This window comes from Actinomycetospora aeridis (assembly GCF_037400275.1).
Taxonomy (GTDB): Bacteria; Actinomycetota; Actinomycetes; order Mycobacteriales; family Pseudonocardiaceae; genus Actinomycetospora; species Actinomycetospora aeridis.
This window is the reverse complement of record NZ_JBBEGL010000005.1, coordinates 607,100-623,276: the sequence shown is the minus strand read 5'-3', so window position 1 is coordinate 623,276 and position 16,177 is coordinate 607,100. Positions and strand designations below refer to the sequence as shown.

The following is a 16,177-nucleotide window of genomic DNA, read 5'->3' as shown; positions in this document are numbered from 1 at the left end:
CCTCGTTCTGCGCGAGGCTCCGCTCGTTCCCGGGCGAGGGACTCCTTCGCTGCCTGCGACGCAGCTGGGGCGTCCCTCGCTCCCGGGGCGGGGCGGGTGCCCCGAGGGTTGTCCCCCGCTGACCCGGGGGTGGGCTCCGCCGGCCCGGGGGTCGGCACGCTGCCACCGACGTCGATCTCCGAGCAGGCTCTTGACCAGCAACGACACGGGGCTTGCGCCACCCAGCGGCCTCGACGAGGAGGAGGACGTCATGACCGCCCAGCAGCCCAGCCCGCCGCTCGTGTGGAAGTTCGGCGGCACGTCCGTCGGCGACCACGACCGCATCCGCGCGGTCGCCCGGCGCATGGTCGAGGCGCACCGCGCCGGCCACCGCGTCGTCGCCGTGCTCTCGGCGATGGGCAAGTCGACCGACCACCTGATCGCCCAGGCCCACGAGCTCTCGTCGGCCCCCGCCCCCCGGGAGCTCGACGCCCTCGTCGCCGTCGGAGAGCGCATCTCCTGCGCGCTCACCGCCATGGCGATCACCGAGCTCGGCGTCCCCGCGATCTCCCTCGACGGCGCCCAGGCCGGCGTGTCGACCGACGACGGCCACGGCCACGCGCGCCTCGCCGATATCCACCCCGGCCGCATCCACGCCGAGCTCGACCGCGGCGCGATCGTGCTCGTAACCGGCTTCCAGGGGATCGCCGCGTCGGGCGACGTCACCACGCTGGGACGGGGCGGCTCGGACGCGTCCGCGGTCGCGCTGGCCGCGGCGCTCGGGACCTCGCGCTGCGACATCTTCACCGACGTCCCGGCCGTCTTCACCGCCGATCCGCGGGTCGTCCCCGACGCCCGCCCGCTCGCGAGCGTGCGGACCGACGAGATGCTCGAGATGGCCGAGGCCGGCGCGGGAGTGCTCCAGCCGCGGGCCGTCGAGCTCGCCGCCGTCCACGGCGTCGAGATCCACCTGAGGTCGAGCTTCGACTCCGGGAACGGCACGGTCGTCGGCTTCCGCCCGGACCCGGGCGCCGAGCTGGAGCGCACCGCCGTCTCGGGTGTCGGTCACCGCCGCGCCGAGCCGCTCTACGCCGCGCCCGGTGCCGCGCCGGGGGACGTCGCCGCCGCCCTCGCCCGCCGCGGGCTCGCGATCGGCGCGACGCTGGTCGCCGACGGCGAGGTGCGGTTCACCGTGCAGGACGCCGCGCCCGCGGCCGTGACCGCGGCGCTCGAGGTCGCCGGGATCGAGGTGACCATCGCCGAGGAGCTCGGTTCCGTCGGCGTCGTGTGCCCCGGCCTGACCCGGCGACCGGAGGTGACGGCCTCGGTGCTCGACGTCCTCGTCGCGGCGGGCATCGCGCCGCGGATCGTCACCACCACCCCCGGCCGGGTCACCGTGCACGTCGCCGGTGCCCGCGTCGACGACGCCCTGCGGGTGCTCCACGCCGCGCTCGTCACCGACGTGGCGCCGACCCCGGAGAAGGTCGCCCCGCAGGAGGTCGCCCCGGCCGCGGACGCGACGGCGCTGCTCGAGACCGGCACCCGCCCCGACCTGCGCGTCGTCGCCTGACGGCCGCCGCCCACCGGCCCCGGTCGCGCGCCCCTCGCGCGGCCGGGGCCGACGCGTGCCCGCCGCCGTTCCGGCGAGGGGCGTCCCTCGCCCGTCTACCCGACCGAAGGTGCCCTTCGCTCGGAACAGGGGCGGGCGGGCGGGCCCGGGGGGCGTCCCTACCCGAGCCGGCGGGTCGGCCCCGACGGCACGGGGGCGGGCGCGATGTCCCGCGACCCCTTCCCGGACGAGGCTTCTCAGCAGCACCGCGGGACACCGCGGAAGAACCGCATCCCGCTCGAGGAGACACCGACCATGAACGTCACCCCCATCGCCCCCGCCCTGCGCGACACCGCCGCCCCGGCCGTCGCCGGCCCGTTGCCCGGGCCCCGCTCCGAGGAGCTGCTCGCCCGGCAACGCGAGCGGGAGTCCAACGCCCGCGCCTACCCTCGCCACTTCCCCTTCGCGATCGCGGAGGGCTCCGGCAGCTGGGTGCGCGACGTCGACGGCAACGTCTTCCTCGACTTCCTCTCCGGCGCCGGCGTCCTCTCGCTCGGCCACAACCACCCCGAGCTCGTCGCCGCCGCCGTCGAGCAGATGGGCACCTTCACCCACGGCCTCGACATGGCGACCCCGACGAAGGACGCGTTCACCGAGGCCCAGCTCGCGATGCTGCCCGAGGGCATGCGCGAGCGGATGCGCATCCAGTTCTGCGGGCCCACCGGCGCGAACGCCGTCGACGCCGCGATCAAGCTGTGCAAGACGGCCACCGGGCGCGGCGACGTCGTGTCCTTCCAGGGCGGCTTCCACGGCAGCACGCACGCTGCCATGGCGATGACCGGCCTCGTCGCGCAGAAGCGCCCCGTGCAGAACCTCATGCCCGGCGTGCAGTTCTTCCCCTTCTCCTCGTGCAGCCGCTGCCCGCTGGCGCTGAACCCCGAGACCTGCCAGACCAACTGCGTGTCCCTGCTCGAGCGGGCGCTGAACGACGCCAACGGCGGCGTGGCGCTCCCGGCCGCGGTGATCATGGAGCTGGTGCAGGGCGAGGGTGGCGTCATCCCGGCCCGCAAGGAGTTCGTGCAGCGCGTCCGCGCCCTGACCCGTGAGCTCGGCGTCCCGCTCATCGTCGACGAGGTGCAGACCGGCTGCGGCCGCACCGGCACCTGGTGGGCGTTCGAGCAGTACGGCATCGAGCCGGACGTCGTCGTGGCGTCGAAGGCGCTCTCGGGCATGGGCCAGCCCGTCGCGATCATCATGTACGACGAGGCCCTGGACGTCTGGGCGCCCGGCGCCCACAGCGGCACGTTCCGCGGCAACCAGCTCGCCTTCGCCACCGGCGTCGAGACGCTGCGCATCGTCGAGCGCGACGACGTCCTCGCGAACGTCCGCGAGCGCAGCGCCCAGGTGTTCGACCACCTCGCCGAGCTGGCCGGCGACCCCGGCGTCGTCGAGGTGCGCGGCCTCGGGCTCATGCTCGGCATCGAGCTGGCCCCGCCGACCGACGGCCGCAGCGTCACCGCGCTCGCCCAGGACGTCCAGGCCCGGGCCCTGCGCGCCGGCCTCATCGTCGAGCTGGGCGGCCGCGACGACTGCGTGGTGCGGATGCTCCCGCCGCTGAACGTCACCGCCGAGCAGATCCGGATCGCCTGCTCGATCCTCGTCGACGCCGTCCGCGGCGCGCTCGCGACGGAGGTGCCGGCCGCGGCCTGATCCCCCGACCCCGAACGCACGACAGGGCACCACCGCCACGCGCGGTGGTGCCCTGCGGCGTCGGCGTCCGGCCACCGTTGGGGGAGAACCCCACCTCAGCTCGCGGGTCCACCCCGCCGGCCGTAGGGCGCACGTCCTCCTGACGCGGCGCGCCGCGGAGCAGAGTTCCCGGTAGCCACAGACCGCCGACGACGCCGGGAGCCCGCCATGAACGCCACCGCCACCATCGCCACCACCTCCTCGATGAAGGCCGCGATCACCGGCCGCGACCGCGCGATCCTCGCCGCGATCGCCGCCGGCCGCGTCGCCGTCGCCCCCGGTGCCGGCTCCGCCCTGCTGGTGGACGGCTGCTGCTGCGCCGACCAGTTCGCCGGGGCGCGGCTGCGATCAGCCGGCCTCATCCGCCTCGCCAGGCCCGGTGCTCCCGAGCTGACCCCGGCCGGCAGTGCCGTGCTCACGGCCGCGTGACCCCCTCGGGGGATGAGCTCAGGACAGGGCGAGCACCGCCAGCACGCCACCCTCGATCGTGGTGACGTAGCCGGTGCGCCCGTCCGGGGTGACGGCGATGCTGCTCGGGCTCGCCGGCGTCGGCAGGGTCGCGGTGACCGCCATCGTCTGCGCGTCGATCACCGACACCGTGTTGCTCGCGTTGTTCGCGACGTAGGCGAACCGCCCGTCGGGCGCCCAGGTGATCTCCTGGGGGTTCTCGCCGACCGGGATCGTCGCCACCACGGCGTTCGTGTCGGTGTCGATCATCGTGACGTCGTTGCTGTCGAAGTCGACGTTGGCCACGAGCGGGCGGTTCGGGTGCACCGCCACGCTGTGCGGGCTCGTGCCCACCGGGACCTCGGCCAGCACCGCGAACGTGGACGTGTCGATCACGGAGATGAGGTTGGACTCGTGGTTGGGGGTGTAGGCCCGCGTGCCGTCCCGGGAGAACTCGACCCAGTGCGGGTTCGGGGCCACCTGCACATCCCGGACCAGCGTGTTCGTCGCGGTGTCGATCACCGAGATCGAGCCGGAGTCGTGGTTGGGCACCCAGAGCCGCGTGCCGTCCGGCGAGACCGCGGCGGCGAACGGCCGGGTGCGGACGGGGATGGTCGCGACGACCTGGTTGGTCGTGGTGTCGAGGACCGCGACGGCGGCGATGGTGCGCGCGTCGTCGAAGACGCTGACGTAGACGCGCCGCCCGTCCGGGGCGAACGTGACGTACTGGGGCGGGCCCGACGTCACGGGGATCGTGGCGGTCACGGCGTTCACCGAGGTGTCGACGACCGTGACGACCCCGGCCGCCCGGTTGGCGACGTACACCAGCCGGCCGTTCGGCGAGACCGCGGCGAAGCCGGGGGTCTGCCCCACCGGGATCGGGGTGCCGAGGGTGGGGATCGGGACGCTCGCGGCGACCTCCGCCGGCGGCGGGGCCTCGGCCGCCTCCTGCTGCGGCGTGCTCGCGCTGAGGTACCCGTAGCCGAGCAGGGCGATCGCGGCCAGCAGCGCCAGGACGAGCACGCCGACCACCACGGCCAGGACCCTGCGCCGCGACCCACCGCGGCCCGTCGAGGCCGGCGTGGCGTCGCCCAACGGGGGCGGGCCGGCGGAGCGCCGCGACCCCGGCCCGACCGCCACCGGGCCGGTCGGGGCATCGTCCACCGCGGGCCCGCGGGGACCGGGTCCGCCGGGACGACCGGGTCCGCCCGGGCGTCCGGGACCACGCGGACCGACCGAAGGGCCGGGGCGTCCGGGACCACCCGGACCACCCGGACCACCCGGACCACCCGGACCACCCGGGAACCCACCCGTGCGCGGCCCGATCGTCGTGGTGGTGTCACCGGACGGGTTCGCGGGACGGTCGATCGTCGTGGTGGCGCCCTCGCCCGTGTCGGTCCGGGTGGGCTCGGCGACGGGTGCCGGCGGCGCGGCGGTCGCCGCGACCGGCGGTTCCGGGTCGGTCCGCGGCGCCGGACGCACCGGGGCAGGTGGCTCGGCGACGGTGGTGCCGGCGGCCGAGGTCGAGACCGCGGTCGACCCGGACAGCCCGGCGGCCAGGGTCGCGGCCCCCAGGGCCACCGCGTACTTGGGGTGGGTGTCGACGAGCGTCGGGCGCCCGATCTCCGCGGACACCATCTCCGCGACCAGCGGGATCCGCGACGAGCCGCCGACGAGCAGGACCGCGCTGAGCTCGGAGGGCTCGACGTGGGCCGAGCGCAGGGTGCGGCTCAGTGCCCCGACGGTCGACTCGAGCGGGGCCCGCACCATGTCCTCGAACTCGGCGCGGGTCACCGTCACGTCGAAGTGCTTCCCGGGCAGGAACACCGGCACGACGGTCTCGCTGTCGACCGAGAGCGCCTCCTTCGCCAGCACGCAGTCCTGCCGCAGCCGCGCGAGGGCGACGGTGGTCTGCGCGTCGCGCAGGTCGAGCTCGTCGAGGGCGCCCCCGGAGGTGTGGTTGACGTGGGCGAGGATCGCCTCGTCGAAGTCGACGCCGCCGAGGCGCTCGATGCCCTCCGGCGACCCGAGGATCTCGACGCCGCCGTCGCGGGCGCGCAGGACGGTGGCGTCGAACGTGCCGCCGCCGAGGTCGTAGACGGCGATGACCTCGCCGTCGCGCAGCTCGTGGCTGGAGGCGTAGTGCGCCGCGGCCGCGACGGGCTCGGTGACGGTCGGCGGGTTGTCCAGCCCGGCGAGGCTCGGCACCTCCTCGAACAGGCCGCGCCGGAACGGGCCCCAGTTGGCCGGGTGGGTCAGGACGACGCGGTCGGGCTTGCTGCCCTCGGTCTCGGTGACGGAGGTGAGGACGTCGCGCAGGAGCGCCGCGAGCAGGGCGGTCACCGGCTGGGAGGTGCCACCGAGCTTGAGCGGCGTGGGGTCGCCGAGGCGGCGCTTGAACTCGCGGGCCAGCCGGTCGGGGTTGCTGACGGCCCGGCGTGCCGCGGCGTCGCCGGTGAGCAGGGACCCGTCCTCGCGCAGGTACACCAGCGAGGGCGTCGCGACCGACCGGTCGCCGAGGCTGACCATCTCGATCTGGTCGTCCCGCGCGATCGCGGCCGCGACGAAGGTCGTCCCGATGTCGACGCCGAGGCTGTACATCAGGCCCCCTTCCCCGCTATTGCTACGCATCGTAACCACTGAGGCCGAGAAAGCCGAGGGGATCGCCCTGAAAGATCAACACCGACGCCGCGTCAGTTGCGGACGGTCGTCACGCGAGATCCGCAAGGGGGGCAAACCCCACCTCGCGGTCGGGTGGGCACCCTTCCCGCCCTCGGCGCGCCGGCCGCACCATGGCGTCATGGCACCGGACCCGCTCCCCGCGGTCCTCCCCGGCGGCCCCGACGAGGCCTGGCACCAGCGCATGCGCCTGGAGCGCGAGCTGCACGACGGGCCGGCGCTGCGGCTCTCCGCGCTCGCCCTGCGCCTGGGTCTGCTGAGCCACCGCAGTCAGGACCCCGAGATCGCCGAGGGCATCAGCGGCGTCCAGGACGAGCTGCACGCCGTCCTGCAGGAGCTGCGCGACCTCGCCGGCAAGCTCTACCCGCCGCTGCTCGACGAGGCCGGTCTCGGCCCGGCGCTGCGCCAGGTCGCGGAGCACACCGACGCCCCGATCGCGATCGTCGACAGCGAGGAGCGCTTCGGCCCCGCGCTCGAGGGGGCGACCTACTTCGCGCTGGCCGAGTGCCTCGCGGCGCTGCCGGTCGGCGCGCCCGCGGTCGAGGTGGCCATCAGCCGTGAGGGCGACGAGCTCGTGCTCGCGGTGACCGGGCTCGAGCCCGGCGCCACCGGACGGCTCCAGGAGACGGCACGCTCGCTCGGCGGGGTCACCACCGTCGGGCCCAGCTCGGAGGTGACGGTGAGGATCCCGTGCGCGTAGCTCTCGCCGAGGACGGCGCCCTGTTCCGCGAGGGCCTGCAGATGCTGCTCGAGGCCGCGGGCCACGAGATCGTCGGGTCGGTGGCCGACGGCGACGCGATCGTGCGCCTGCTCGCCACCGAGCCCGTGGACGTCGCGATCCTCGACATCCGCATGCCCCCCGAGCCCGACGGCGGCCTCACCGCCGCGGAACGCCTGCGGGCCCTGCACCCCGACATGGGGCTGCTCTTCCTCTCCCACTACGCCGAGTCGCACTACCTGATGCGCATCCTCGGCATCGGCACCGAGCGCGTCGGCTACCGCCTCAAGGAGAAGGTCGGCAGCGTCGACGTCCTGTCCGACACGCTCGAGCGCATCGACGCCGGCGAGATCGTCATCGAGCCGGTGCTCGCGAAGCGCCTCGTCGAGAAGCCCCAGGGCGACAAGAAGGGGCTGATCTCGGCACTGTCGGAGCGGGAGGTCGACACCCTGCGGTTGATGGCCGAGGGCCGGTCGAACAACGGCATCGCGGGCCAGCTCTTCGTGACGCCGAAGGCGGTCGAGAAGCACATCGCGAGCATCTTCGACAAGCTCGGGCTGCAGGCCGACACGGCGGCGCACCACCGCCGCGTGCTCGCCGTGCTGACCTACCTGCGCTCGCAGCGCGACGACGCCTGACCCGGTCACGGTCCGGACCGGGGCGGTCACCCCCCGTCGCGCACCTGGTTCCCGACCCGCGGGCGCCCTAGCCTCGCGCCCGAGGGGAGGCCGGGAGCAGCTGATGGACAGCACGGTCGAGACGGCGGGGAGCGTGGGTGCCGCACCCCTGCGCGTCCACCTCGTGCGCCCGCTGATCACCGCGGGCGTGGTCGTCGTGGTGGTCGGGGTGGTCATGGCCGCGGCCGGGGTGCTCGCGCCACCCGGCACGCTCGGGGTCGCGGCCCCGTTCCTCGGGGCGGGCCTCGCCGTGGTCGTGCTGCGCCTCGCGGGGCCCGCGCTCGAGCGCGTCGCCACCCGCCTCGATCCCCGCCCGGCCTCGCCGTACGCCGCACTCGCCGCGGCCGGCGCCCGCACCGGCGCGGAGTCGCTGGAGGCGGCCCTCGCCGGTCTGGCCCAGGTGCTCGCCGACGGCACCCGCGCCCGGCGGGCGTCGATCTGGCTGGTGCTCGACACCGGGCTCGTGCCGGCCGAGGCCCACCTCGAGCCCGGGAGCCGGGTCGAGTCCGTGCCCGACCTCGCGGCGCTGCTCGCCCGGCCCGAGGTCGACCACGCCGTGCCGGTGCGCAGCGGCGACGAGCTGCGGGCGGTGCTCGTGCTCGAGAAGCCGGGGCAGGCGATCACCCCGGCGGACCGCAGGCTCGTACGCGACGTCGCCGCCGGCGCCGGGCTGCTCGTGCGGGGCGCCCGGCTCAACGCGCGCCTCGTCGCCCGGGTGCGCCGCGCCGACGACCTGGGTCGCGAGCTCACCGAGTCGCGGCGCCGCCTGACCCGGGCCCGTGACGCCGAGCGCCGCCGCCTCGTCACCGAGCTGGCCCACGTGACGACCGACCGGCTCGAGGCGCTGCGGGCCGCGCTCGACGAGGCCGGCGCCGCCCTGGACGCCGACGACCCGGCGCCCGCCGGCCCGGCCCTGGCCCGCGCGCTGGAGGGGCTCGAGGAGCTGATCGACCGGTTCCGAGTGCTCGTCCGGGGCGTCTACCCGACGGTGCTCACCGCGCAGGGGCCGATCGGTGCCCTCGAGGAGATGGCCGCCGACCTCCCCCGCCCCACCACGATCGCCGGGAAGCTGCCCCGCCGCCTGGCCTGGGAGGTGGAGTCCGGCCTCTACTACGTGGCCGCCGCGGCCCTGACCCATCTCGCGGGCGCCCCTCTCGGTAGCAGCGGCGAGGGTCCGGTGGAGGCGGTGCTGACCCACGCCGACGGGCGGCTGGCCGTGCAGGTGGGGGCGGCCGACGACGGTGTCGAGTCGGGTGTCGACGCCCTGCGTGCCGCGGTCTCCGAGGACGCCGACCGGCTCGCGGCGCTCGGGGGCGTCCTCGACGTCGGACGCGACCACGGCCGCCTGCGGCTCGTCGCCTCGGTGCCCGACGACCTCGAACCGGTGGTCGAGCCGGCCGGGGCGGCGTCCGGGGAGTCCCTGTGACCGCCGTCGAGTCGGCCACCGCCGCACCGGTCGAGCCGGCCGCCGCCGTGGCGCGGTCCCGCGGCCCGCACCCCGCCACGCTCGGGTGGGCGCTCCTGCTGGCGCTCACGTCGCTGTTCTCGCTCGCCTGGCTCGGGCTCGGGGCCCTGGTGGCCGTCACCGCCTCCGTCCCGGGCCTCGCCGCTCCCACGGCCGCCGAGGGGACGTGGGCCCGCGCGATCACCGACGCCGCGTCGCGCAGCGAGCCGGCGGGCCAGGCCGTCGTCGACTACGCCCTGTCCGTCGCGGCGATCGTGCTGGCCGTCGCCCTGATGCGCCGGGCGCCGCGATGGTGGGTCGCGCGGTGGATGGTGGTCGCGCTCGTCGGGTCGGCGGGCGCGTTCAACCTGCAGGCCCACGCCGCGGCGGCCGCCGCCCGCGATGCCGTCGGGATCGAGATCGGCGGCGTGCACCAGGTCGTCCTGCACGCCGTCGCCTGCCTCGCCTTCGTCGTCGCGCTGCTCCTGCACCCCACCGGACGGCCCGGGGTGGACGCGCGGACCCCGACGGGACGCCTCGTCGTGGCCGGCGGCACGGCCGGGCTGCTCGTGGTCGGCTTCGGGACGGCGCTGCTGCCCCACACGGTGAGCTGCGTCCTCTTCTTCGGCGCCGTCGTCCCGGCGGCCGGGCTGCTCGCCCTCACCCACCGCCAGCGGTCGGGGCGGCTCGGCGCCGAGCAGCGCACCCAGGTCCGGCTCGTCGTCAGCGTGCTGATCGCGGCGATCGTGACGACCGCGGTCCTCGGGGTGATGACCGCGGTGCTGCTGGTGTTCGGCCGCCCCGGTCTCGAGCTCGTCGACCCGACGGCCCACGGCACGAACGCGCCGACCGGCCCGCTGTTCTGGAGCTCGCGGCTCGCCTCGGTTGCGGTCCCGGTCGCGGTGCTCATCGCCGCCGACCGCCCGCGCCTGTGGTCCGCCGAACGGCGCTTCGGGCGGGGCCTCGCGCTGGCGGTGCTCGTCGTCCTCGCGGGCGGGACCGTCGCCGTCGTCGAGGCCGCGCTCGCGGGGTTCCTGGGCGGGACGGCCGCCGTGGTCATCGCCGTGCTCGTCGGGGCGGCGCTGTTCCCGGTGCTCTCGGAGCGGATCGAGCGCACGGTCGACCAGTTGCTCTACGGCCGCCGGCCCACCCCGTACAGCGCGCTGGCCGGGATCGTCGCGCTCGCCGGGCCGGACGAGGAGGAGGGGCCCGATGTCGCGGCGATCGCCGAGGCGGTCGGCGTCGGGCTCGGGGCGCGGTGGTGCCGCCTCACCGTCACCCGCCCCGGGCTGCGGGACCGGACCTACCGCTGGGCGGCCGGGGGCGCGGACACGTCCGACGACGACGGCCTCGAGGTGATCGTGCGCCACGGCGACGAACGCATCGGCACCCTCGCCGTCGATCGCGGCGCCGGGGCCGGCCTCGACGCCGAGCGGCGCACGCTGCTCGGGGACATCGCCGACAGCCTCACCCCGGTGCTCGAGGCGAGCCGGCTCGGGATCGACCTGGAGCGCCAGCTGCGCGCCGCCCGCGCCCACGCCGAGCACATCGCGGCGTCGCGGCGCCAGGTCGTCGCGGAGATGGACCACGAGCGGCGCACCATCGAGCGCGACCTCCACGACGGCGCCCAGCACCACCTCGTGTCGCTGCGGCTGGGTCTCGGCCTCGTCGAGCACCACGTGCGGGCCGGGCGCGTCGAGAAGGCCCGCGAGCGTCTCGCCGACGCGCTCGAGCGGATCGCGACCGCCGAGTCGAAGCTGGCGGAGACCGCGACCGGCGTGTCCTCGCTGGTCCTATCCGAGCGCGGCATCGTCCCGGCGCTGACCGCGGACTTCCACGGCGTGCACCCGCCCGTCGTCCTCGCCTCCGAGCTCGCCGAGGGGCGGCGCTTCGATCCGGACATCGAGGCCGCCGTGTACTTCTGCTGCCTCGAGGCGGTGAACAACGCCCGCAAGCACGCCCCCGGCGCGACCGTCACCGTGCAGTTCAGCGAGGAGGCCGGCCCGCGGCTGCGCTTCCGGGTCCGCGACGACGGGCCCGGCTTCGACCCCGCGATCCTCGGTGGTGCCGCGGGCAAGGGGATGCGCAACCTCAGCGCCCGCATCGTCCGCGCCGGCGGGGGCATCGCGCTCGACTCCGCGCCGGGGCGTGGCACGACCGTCGAGGGCTCCGTCCCCGTCACCCCCGCGGTCGACGCGCCGCCGGCCACCGCCCGGCCCCCCGAGCCGCCCGAGCCGCCGGACGAGGCGGACACGGCTCTCGGCCCGTCGATGCTCGACTCCCGGACCCTCACCCTCGCGGCCCTGACCGCGGCGCCCGCGTCGGCGGTGACGGGAGCAATGCCGGATCCCGGTGCGAGCGATGCGGCTTTCCTGGCGTCTGACGCCAGGATCGCCACACCCTCGCCGGCGCGACACGCCGACGAGGCTCCGCCCACAGAGGGTGGGCCGGCCGACGCGCCCGCCGATGCCGCGATGAGCGACGCCGCGACCGGCGAGGCCGCGCGGACCGAGGGCGAGGTCGCCGACGACGCCGAGAGCGCCGCGCCGGACGACTCGACGGCCGGCAGCGAGACCGAGATGGACGCCGACGACACCGCCGGCACCGAGGCGGAGAGGGGCTCGGGCGAGGAGCCGGCCCAGGACGCCGACGGCAGAGCCGACGACAGCGGCGACGACCGGGCCGACGACAGCGAGGGCGACGGCGGGGGCGACATCGCCCCGCCCCACCCCGCTCCCCCCACGAACGGCACGACGCCGGGGCGGGCGCCGGAGCGTCCGGACGTGCCGCCGGCGGCCCCCGAGCCGCGTCGGGAGCCGGTCACCGCGCTCACGCCCCTCGCCGCCGTCCCGGGACCCCGGGAGCCGGTGCGCCCCGTGGGTCCGGTCGGCCCGCCGTCGGCCGGCCGTGTGCTGCTCGACCGCGTCCGCGAGATCCTCGACGAGGCCCGCGCGGCGTGGCCGTCGGGACCCCAGGCCGCCCGGCTCGCCGAGATCCGCACCCGCCTCGAGGGACCGCTGCGCCTGACGGTGCGTTCCGGAGCCGGGCTGGCGGTCGCCCCGACGCTGCGCGCGATGGTCGGCGAGTACCTGGCCCGCGGCACGGTGGTCGTCGACGACGCGCGACCGGACGGGGTCGTCGTGCTCACCGACGCCGGACCCTGCCCGCGCCCGCCACTGCCCCACGCGCTGGTGGCCGTGGGGCAGCCGCAGTGGTCGGCGGCGGCCGTCGAGCGCCGGCTCGTGCTGCGCTCCGACGTGCTGCGGGCCCGCACGGCGGTGGAGGCCCTGGAACTGCTGCTGCGCGCCGCGCCCCGCGACGCGCGCACCGACCGGCTGCGCTACCGGCTCGAGGGCCTGCGGGTCGGGACCCACGCGCTCGCGGAGATCGAGCTGCTCGCCCGCCCGCCGCAGCTCGTGCCCGCCGACCAGGAGCGCGCCGAGCGCCTCTGGGGTGGCGACGGGGACGCGCCCCACCAGCGACTCGGGGTCGCTCCGGACGCCGACCCGCTGAGCGTGCGCGACGCCCTCGCGGGCGAGCGGCGGCACTGGCAGGTCCGCCTCGCCCACCCCGCGTCCACCCGTGGCCTGCGGATCGCCGCCGAGGCCGCCCTGCGCACCTGCGACGAGCTGGCGCCGCGCATCGCGCGCTGAGCCGTCACCTCCCCAGACCGTGCTCCCGCGCGCGGGCGATCGCCGCGAACCGGTCGGTGACGGCGAGCTTGGCGTAGGTGCTCGAGAGGTAGTTGCGGACGGTCTTGCTGCTCAGCGAGAGCTCCGTGGCGATGCCGGCGGTGGAGCGCCCGGCGGCGAGGAGCCCGAGGACACGCCGCTCCTGGTCGGTCAGCTCGGGGAACGGCTCCGCGGCCCCGCGCTCGCCGTCGAGACGGGCGACGAGCCCCGCCGCGGCCGCGGTCCCGACGGCGAGCCCGCCGTGGGCGACGACGGACACCGCCGCCGAGAGCTCCGCGGTGTCGGCGCCCTTGAGGACGTAGCCGCGGGCGCCCGCACGCAGGGCGGCGAGCACGGCCTCGTCGTCCTCCACCATCGTCAGCACCAGGACGGCCGGCGCGCCGGCCCCCGCCGCGATCCGCCGGGTCGCCTCGACGCCGCCCATGCCCGGCATCCGCAGGTCCATGAGGACGACGTCGCACGACGTGGTCGCGAGCAGCGTCAGGGCGTCCTCGCCCGACGACGCCTCGCCGACGCAGCACAGGCCCGCCGTGCGCTCGGTCATCGCGCGGAGTCCTGACCGGTAGAGGGGGTGGTCGTCGACGAGGAAGACGCGGACGTCGCTCACGGGGCGACCTTCGATGCGTGCTCCGGCGCCGGGTCACGCAACGGGACGCGCACCGCCACCCGCGTGCCCCCGCCGTCCACGGCGCGCACAGTGGTCGTGCCGCCCAGCTCCGCGGCGCGCCGTCGCATCGACCCGAGCCCCACGCCCTCGCCCGCGCTCGCCTCGAGGCCCACGCCGTCGTCGCGCACCTCGACGGCGAGCTCGCCGACCACGCGGGTGATCCGGACCTCGCAGCGGGACGCCGCGGCGTGCCGGGCGGCGTTGGCGAGGGCCTCGCAGACGATGCGGTAGATCGCGACCTCCACCGCGGCGGGCAGGTCGTCCGGCAGCTCGTCGAGGTCGAGCAGGACGGCCGGCCCGGCCGCGCGGCGGGCGTGCTCCGCGAGGGCCCCTGCGAGCCCGAGCTCGTCGAGCGCCGGGGGCCGCAGGCCGTGCACGACGTGACGGAGGTCGGTGATCGCGGCCTGCAGGTTCGCCTTCACCGCGTCGAGCTCGCCCGCGACGGCGGGGGGCGCGGCGAGCCGGGCGCCGTCGAGCCCGAGCACCGCGTGGGCGAGGACCGGGCCGAGGCCGTCGTGGAGGTCGTGGTGCAGCCGGCGTCGCTCTTCCTCGGCGGCGAGGACGAGCGCCTCGCGGGCGGTCTGGAGCTCGGTGACCAGCGACGACGCGTGCAGCGCGGCGCCGAGCGCGTGGGCGAACGCGGTGAGCAGGGCGTCGGTCTCCCCGGTGACGCGGAGGGTCCCGACGCGCAGCCCGCCGACGACCATCGGCACCTCGGTGCCGGCTCCCGGCAGGGGTGGCGTGCCGGCGCGGGCCAGTTCGACGCCGGCGCGGTCGAGCACGACGACCCCGTCGAGCGCTGCCGCGTTCCGGATCGCGTCGACGGCCCCCGCGAGCGGTGCCGGGCCGTCGAGATGGGCGGTGACCGCAGCGAGCGCCGACAGCGGTTCGGCGGCCGGTCCGTACACGAAGCGCCGCACCCCGCGGGCGGCGAGCTCGCGCAGCGGCGCGAAGGCGACGGCCACGGCGGCCACCCCGAGGAACCCCGCGGCGTCCGGCACCCAGGCCCCGGCGGCGACGACCACGAGCACGTAGATCACCGAGCACGCCGCGGCCGCGAGACCCGCGACGACGGTGCGGTCCACCGCGACGTCCAGGCCGGGGAGCCCGTCGAGCACGGCGGCCGCGACCGCCCCCGCGACCACGACGACGCCGACCCCCATGAGCAGGTCACCGACCACGACCGGGACCCCGGGCAGGAAGACCAGCACCAGGAGGAGCACCACGGCGACCAGGAAGCGGCGCAGCGCCCGCCGGTCCGACGGCGGGGCGGCCCGGTAGCGGACCACCGCCGAGGCGAGGCAGGCGAGGGCACAGGCGAACGCGGCGAGGGTGAGCGGACCGGTCGCCCCGTCGACGACGTCCGGCAGCCCGAGACCCAGCGGGCTCGCGGACCCGTCCTCGAGGCGCGGCTGCACGATCCCGACGGCGACGAGCGCGCCGAGCAGCGCCAGCACCACGGCCTGGAGGGGGAGCCAGCGCCGCGAGGGCACCCGCCCGGTCGGGAACCACAGCGGCAGCAGGGTCGGGATCGCGAGGAACGGCACCCACGTGATCTCGCTGATCCACCGCGCCCAGCCCGCCGCAGGTGTCGGCCCGACGTGACCCGCCCACTCGGCGAGCGCGAAGCTCACGGCGAGCCCGGCGGTCGAGAGCAGGACCAGGCCGACCCGGTGGCGGGGCGCGCGCGCCAGGACGAGCGCGCCGGCGAGCGGGACGAGCCCGCCGATGACGGCGTCCACCACGTAGACGCCGGCGACCCCGTGCTCGACGGCGTTCGCGACGGCCGGGGGGATGCCGGCGACGACGAGCGCCGCCGCGAGCCCGGCCACCGCCCACGGCCATCGACGGGCGGACGGGGGCAGGGGCGGCATGGCGCCGAGCTTTCCCGACGGGTGTCCCGGGCCGCCACGGTCAGGACGTCCCGGGCATCTCGGGACATCGCGGCCCTGCCGCCGCGGTCGCCGCGGCCGGTGTGCTCGTCGCCAGCACGCCGCCGACGGTGCGGCGGACGACGAAAGAGGCTGACATGGACCGGCAGGCATGGATTCGGGTCACGGCGGGCGCGGCGCTGCTCGGGGCGCTGGCGTGGATGATCAAGTGGGCGGCGATCATGGCGCAGGGCGCCAGCGGCAGCCCCGTCGACATCGCGGCGTTCTTCGTCGGGCTCGTCCTGGTCGCGGTCGGGTCGGTCTCGCTGACCCTGCGCCTGACCCGTGGGCGGTCGCGCGGCGTGACGACGGCGGCGGCGATCGGTGGCGCGGTGCTGGCGGTGCTCCTCGTGCCGGGCCTGTCGATCGTCTCCTCGGCGATCTTCGGCGAGGGCACGGTGGCGGGCGGGGAGGGCGGGATCGCGGTCCTGGTCGTCGTGGCGCTCCTGGTCGGCGCGACGGGTCTGCGGACCACGACGCCGGCAACCCCGGTCCCCGCCGGTGCGCCGGTGCGGTGATCGCGGGGACGAACGAACGGCGCTCTCGCTGCTACGGAAGCAGCGAGAGCGCCGTTCGTTTCTCCACGCCGGTGGCGACCGGGCGAGCGCGCTACCCCGACCGGTGCGCGATTGGGCCCTATCGGCC

Annotated in this window: 11 protein-coding genes; 8 read left to right on the top strand and 3 right to left on the bottom strand. The window is 76.6% G+C overall.

What is annotated here, in order from left to right:
• Window positions 1-250 precede the first annotated feature (250 nt).
• The 3 genes from WCD41_RS21095 (at window position 251) to WCD41_RS21085 (ending at window position 3,706) form a co-directional block, all read left to right on the top strand.
• The gene (locus tag WCD41_RS21095) at window positions 251-1,549 is read left to right on the top strand and encodes an aspartate kinase (RefSeq protein WP_337716025.1); all 1,299 of its coding nucleotides are present in this window, start codon (window positions 251-253) and stop codon (window positions 1,547-1,549) included.
• A 294-nt stretch (window positions 1,550-1,843) separates the two neighbouring features.
• Window positions 1,844-3,238: an aspartate aminotransferase family protein gene (locus WCD41_RS21090; protein WP_337716023.1), complete on the top strand. Its 1,395-nt coding sequence runs from the start codon at window positions 1,844-1,846 to the stop codon at window positions 3,236-3,238.
• Window positions 3,239-3,445: 207 nt separating this feature from the next.
• Window positions 3,446-3,706, top strand: a complete 261-nt coding sequence (locus WCD41_RS21085) for a hypothetical protein (protein WP_337716021.1) — start codon at window positions 3,446-3,448, stop codon at window positions 3,704-3,706.
• Between the two features lie 18 nt (window positions 3,707-3,724).
• Here the strand turns inward: WCD41_RS21085 and WCD41_RS21080 are convergent, their stop codons facing one another.
• Entirely contained in the window at window positions 3,725-6,355 is a 2,631-nt protein-coding gene (locus WCD41_RS21080; protein ID WP_337716019.1) for an Hsp70 family protein, read from the bottom strand.
• A gap of 169 nt (window positions 6,356-6,524) precedes the next feature.
• On the opposite strand from WCD41_RS21080, the gene WCD41_RS21075 reads away from it, so the two are divergent.
• The 4 genes from WCD41_RS21075 (at window position 6,525) to WCD41_RS21060 (ending at window position 12,895) form a co-directional block, all read left to right on the top strand.
• Window positions 6,525-7,103, top strand: a complete 579-nt coding sequence (locus WCD41_RS21075) for a histidine kinase (protein ID WP_337716017.1) — start codon at window positions 6,525-6,527, stop codon at window positions 7,101-7,103.
• Window positions 7,094-7,759, top strand: a complete 666-nt coding sequence (locus tag WCD41_RS21070; protein WP_337716015.1) for a response regulator transcription factor — start codon at window positions 7,094-7,096, stop codon at window positions 7,757-7,759. Before WCD41_RS21075 ends, WCD41_RS21070 begins: the two co-directional genes overlap by 10 nt.
• 103 nt (window positions 7,760-7,862) lie before the next feature.
• Window positions 7,863-9,224: a sensor histidine kinase gene (locus tag WCD41_RS21065; RefSeq protein ID WP_337716012.1), complete on the top strand. Its 1,362-nt coding sequence runs from the start codon at window positions 7,863-7,865 to the stop codon at window positions 9,222-9,224.
• A complete protein-coding gene (locus WCD41_RS21060; protein WP_337716010.1) occupies window positions 9,221-12,895 on the top strand; it encodes an ATP-binding protein in 3,675 nt (1,224 codons plus the stop codon). Before WCD41_RS21065 ends, WCD41_RS21060 begins: the two co-directional genes overlap by 4 nt.
• Window positions 12,896-12,899: 4 nt before the next feature.
• On the opposite strand, the gene WCD41_RS21055 is transcribed toward WCD41_RS21060, so the two are convergent.
• Together WCD41_RS21055 and WCD41_RS21050 are read right to left on the bottom strand one after the other, a co-directional pair.
• Window positions 12,900-13,541 (bottom strand): response regulator transcription factor, encoded by a 642-nt coding sequence (locus tag WCD41_RS21055; protein WP_337716008.1) that lies wholly within the window; start codon window positions 13,539-13,541, stop codon window positions 12,900-12,902.
• The gene (locus tag WCD41_RS21050; protein ID WP_337716006.1) at window positions 13,538-15,475 is read right to left on the bottom strand and encodes a sensor histidine kinase; all 1,938 of its coding nucleotides are present in this window, start codon (window positions 15,473-15,475) and stop codon (window positions 13,538-13,540) included. Before WCD41_RS21050 ends, WCD41_RS21055 begins: the two co-directional genes overlap by 4 nt.
• 155 nt (window positions 15,476-15,630) lie before the next feature.
• On the opposite strand from WCD41_RS21050, the gene WCD41_RS21045 reads away from it, so the two are divergent.
• On the top strand, window positions 15,631-16,050 hold the full coding sequence (locus WCD41_RS21045) for a hypothetical protein (protein ID WP_337716004.1): 420 nt from the start codon (window positions 15,631-15,633) through the stop codon (window positions 16,048-16,050).
• Window positions 16,051-16,177 lie beyond the last annotated feature (127 nt).

Coding starts and splice junctions, on each gene's coding strand:
- WCD41_RS21050 (WP_337716006.1), bottom strand. CDS start 15,475: ATGCCGCCCCTGCCCCCGTCCGCCCGTCGATGGCCGTGGGCGGTGGCC.
- WCD41_RS21095 (WP_337716025.1), top strand. CDS start 251: ATGACCGCCCAGCAGCCCAGCCCGCCGCTCGTGTGGAAGTTCGGCGGC.
- WCD41_RS21065 (WP_337716012.1), top strand. CDS start 7,863: ATGGACAGCACGGTCGAGACGGCGGGGAGCGTGGGTGCCGCACCCCTG.
- WCD41_RS21080 (WP_337716019.1), bottom strand. CDS start 6,355: ATGCGTAGCAATAGCGGGGAAGGGGGCCTGATGTACAGCCTCGGCGTC.
- WCD41_RS21085 (WP_337716021.1), top strand. CDS start 3,446: ATGAACGCCACCGCCACCATCGCCACCACCTCCTCGATGAAGGCCGCG.
- WCD41_RS21075 (WP_337716017.1), top strand. CDS start 6,525: ATGGCACCGGACCCGCTCCCCGCGGTCCTCCCCGGCGGCCCCGACGAG.
- WCD41_RS21045 (WP_337716004.1), top strand. CDS start 15,631: ATGGACCGGCAGGCATGGATTCGGGTCACGGCGGGCGCGGCGCTGCTC.
- WCD41_RS21090 (WP_337716023.1), top strand. CDS start 1,844: ATGAACGTCACCCCCATCGCCCCCGCCCTGCGCGACACCGCCGCCCCG.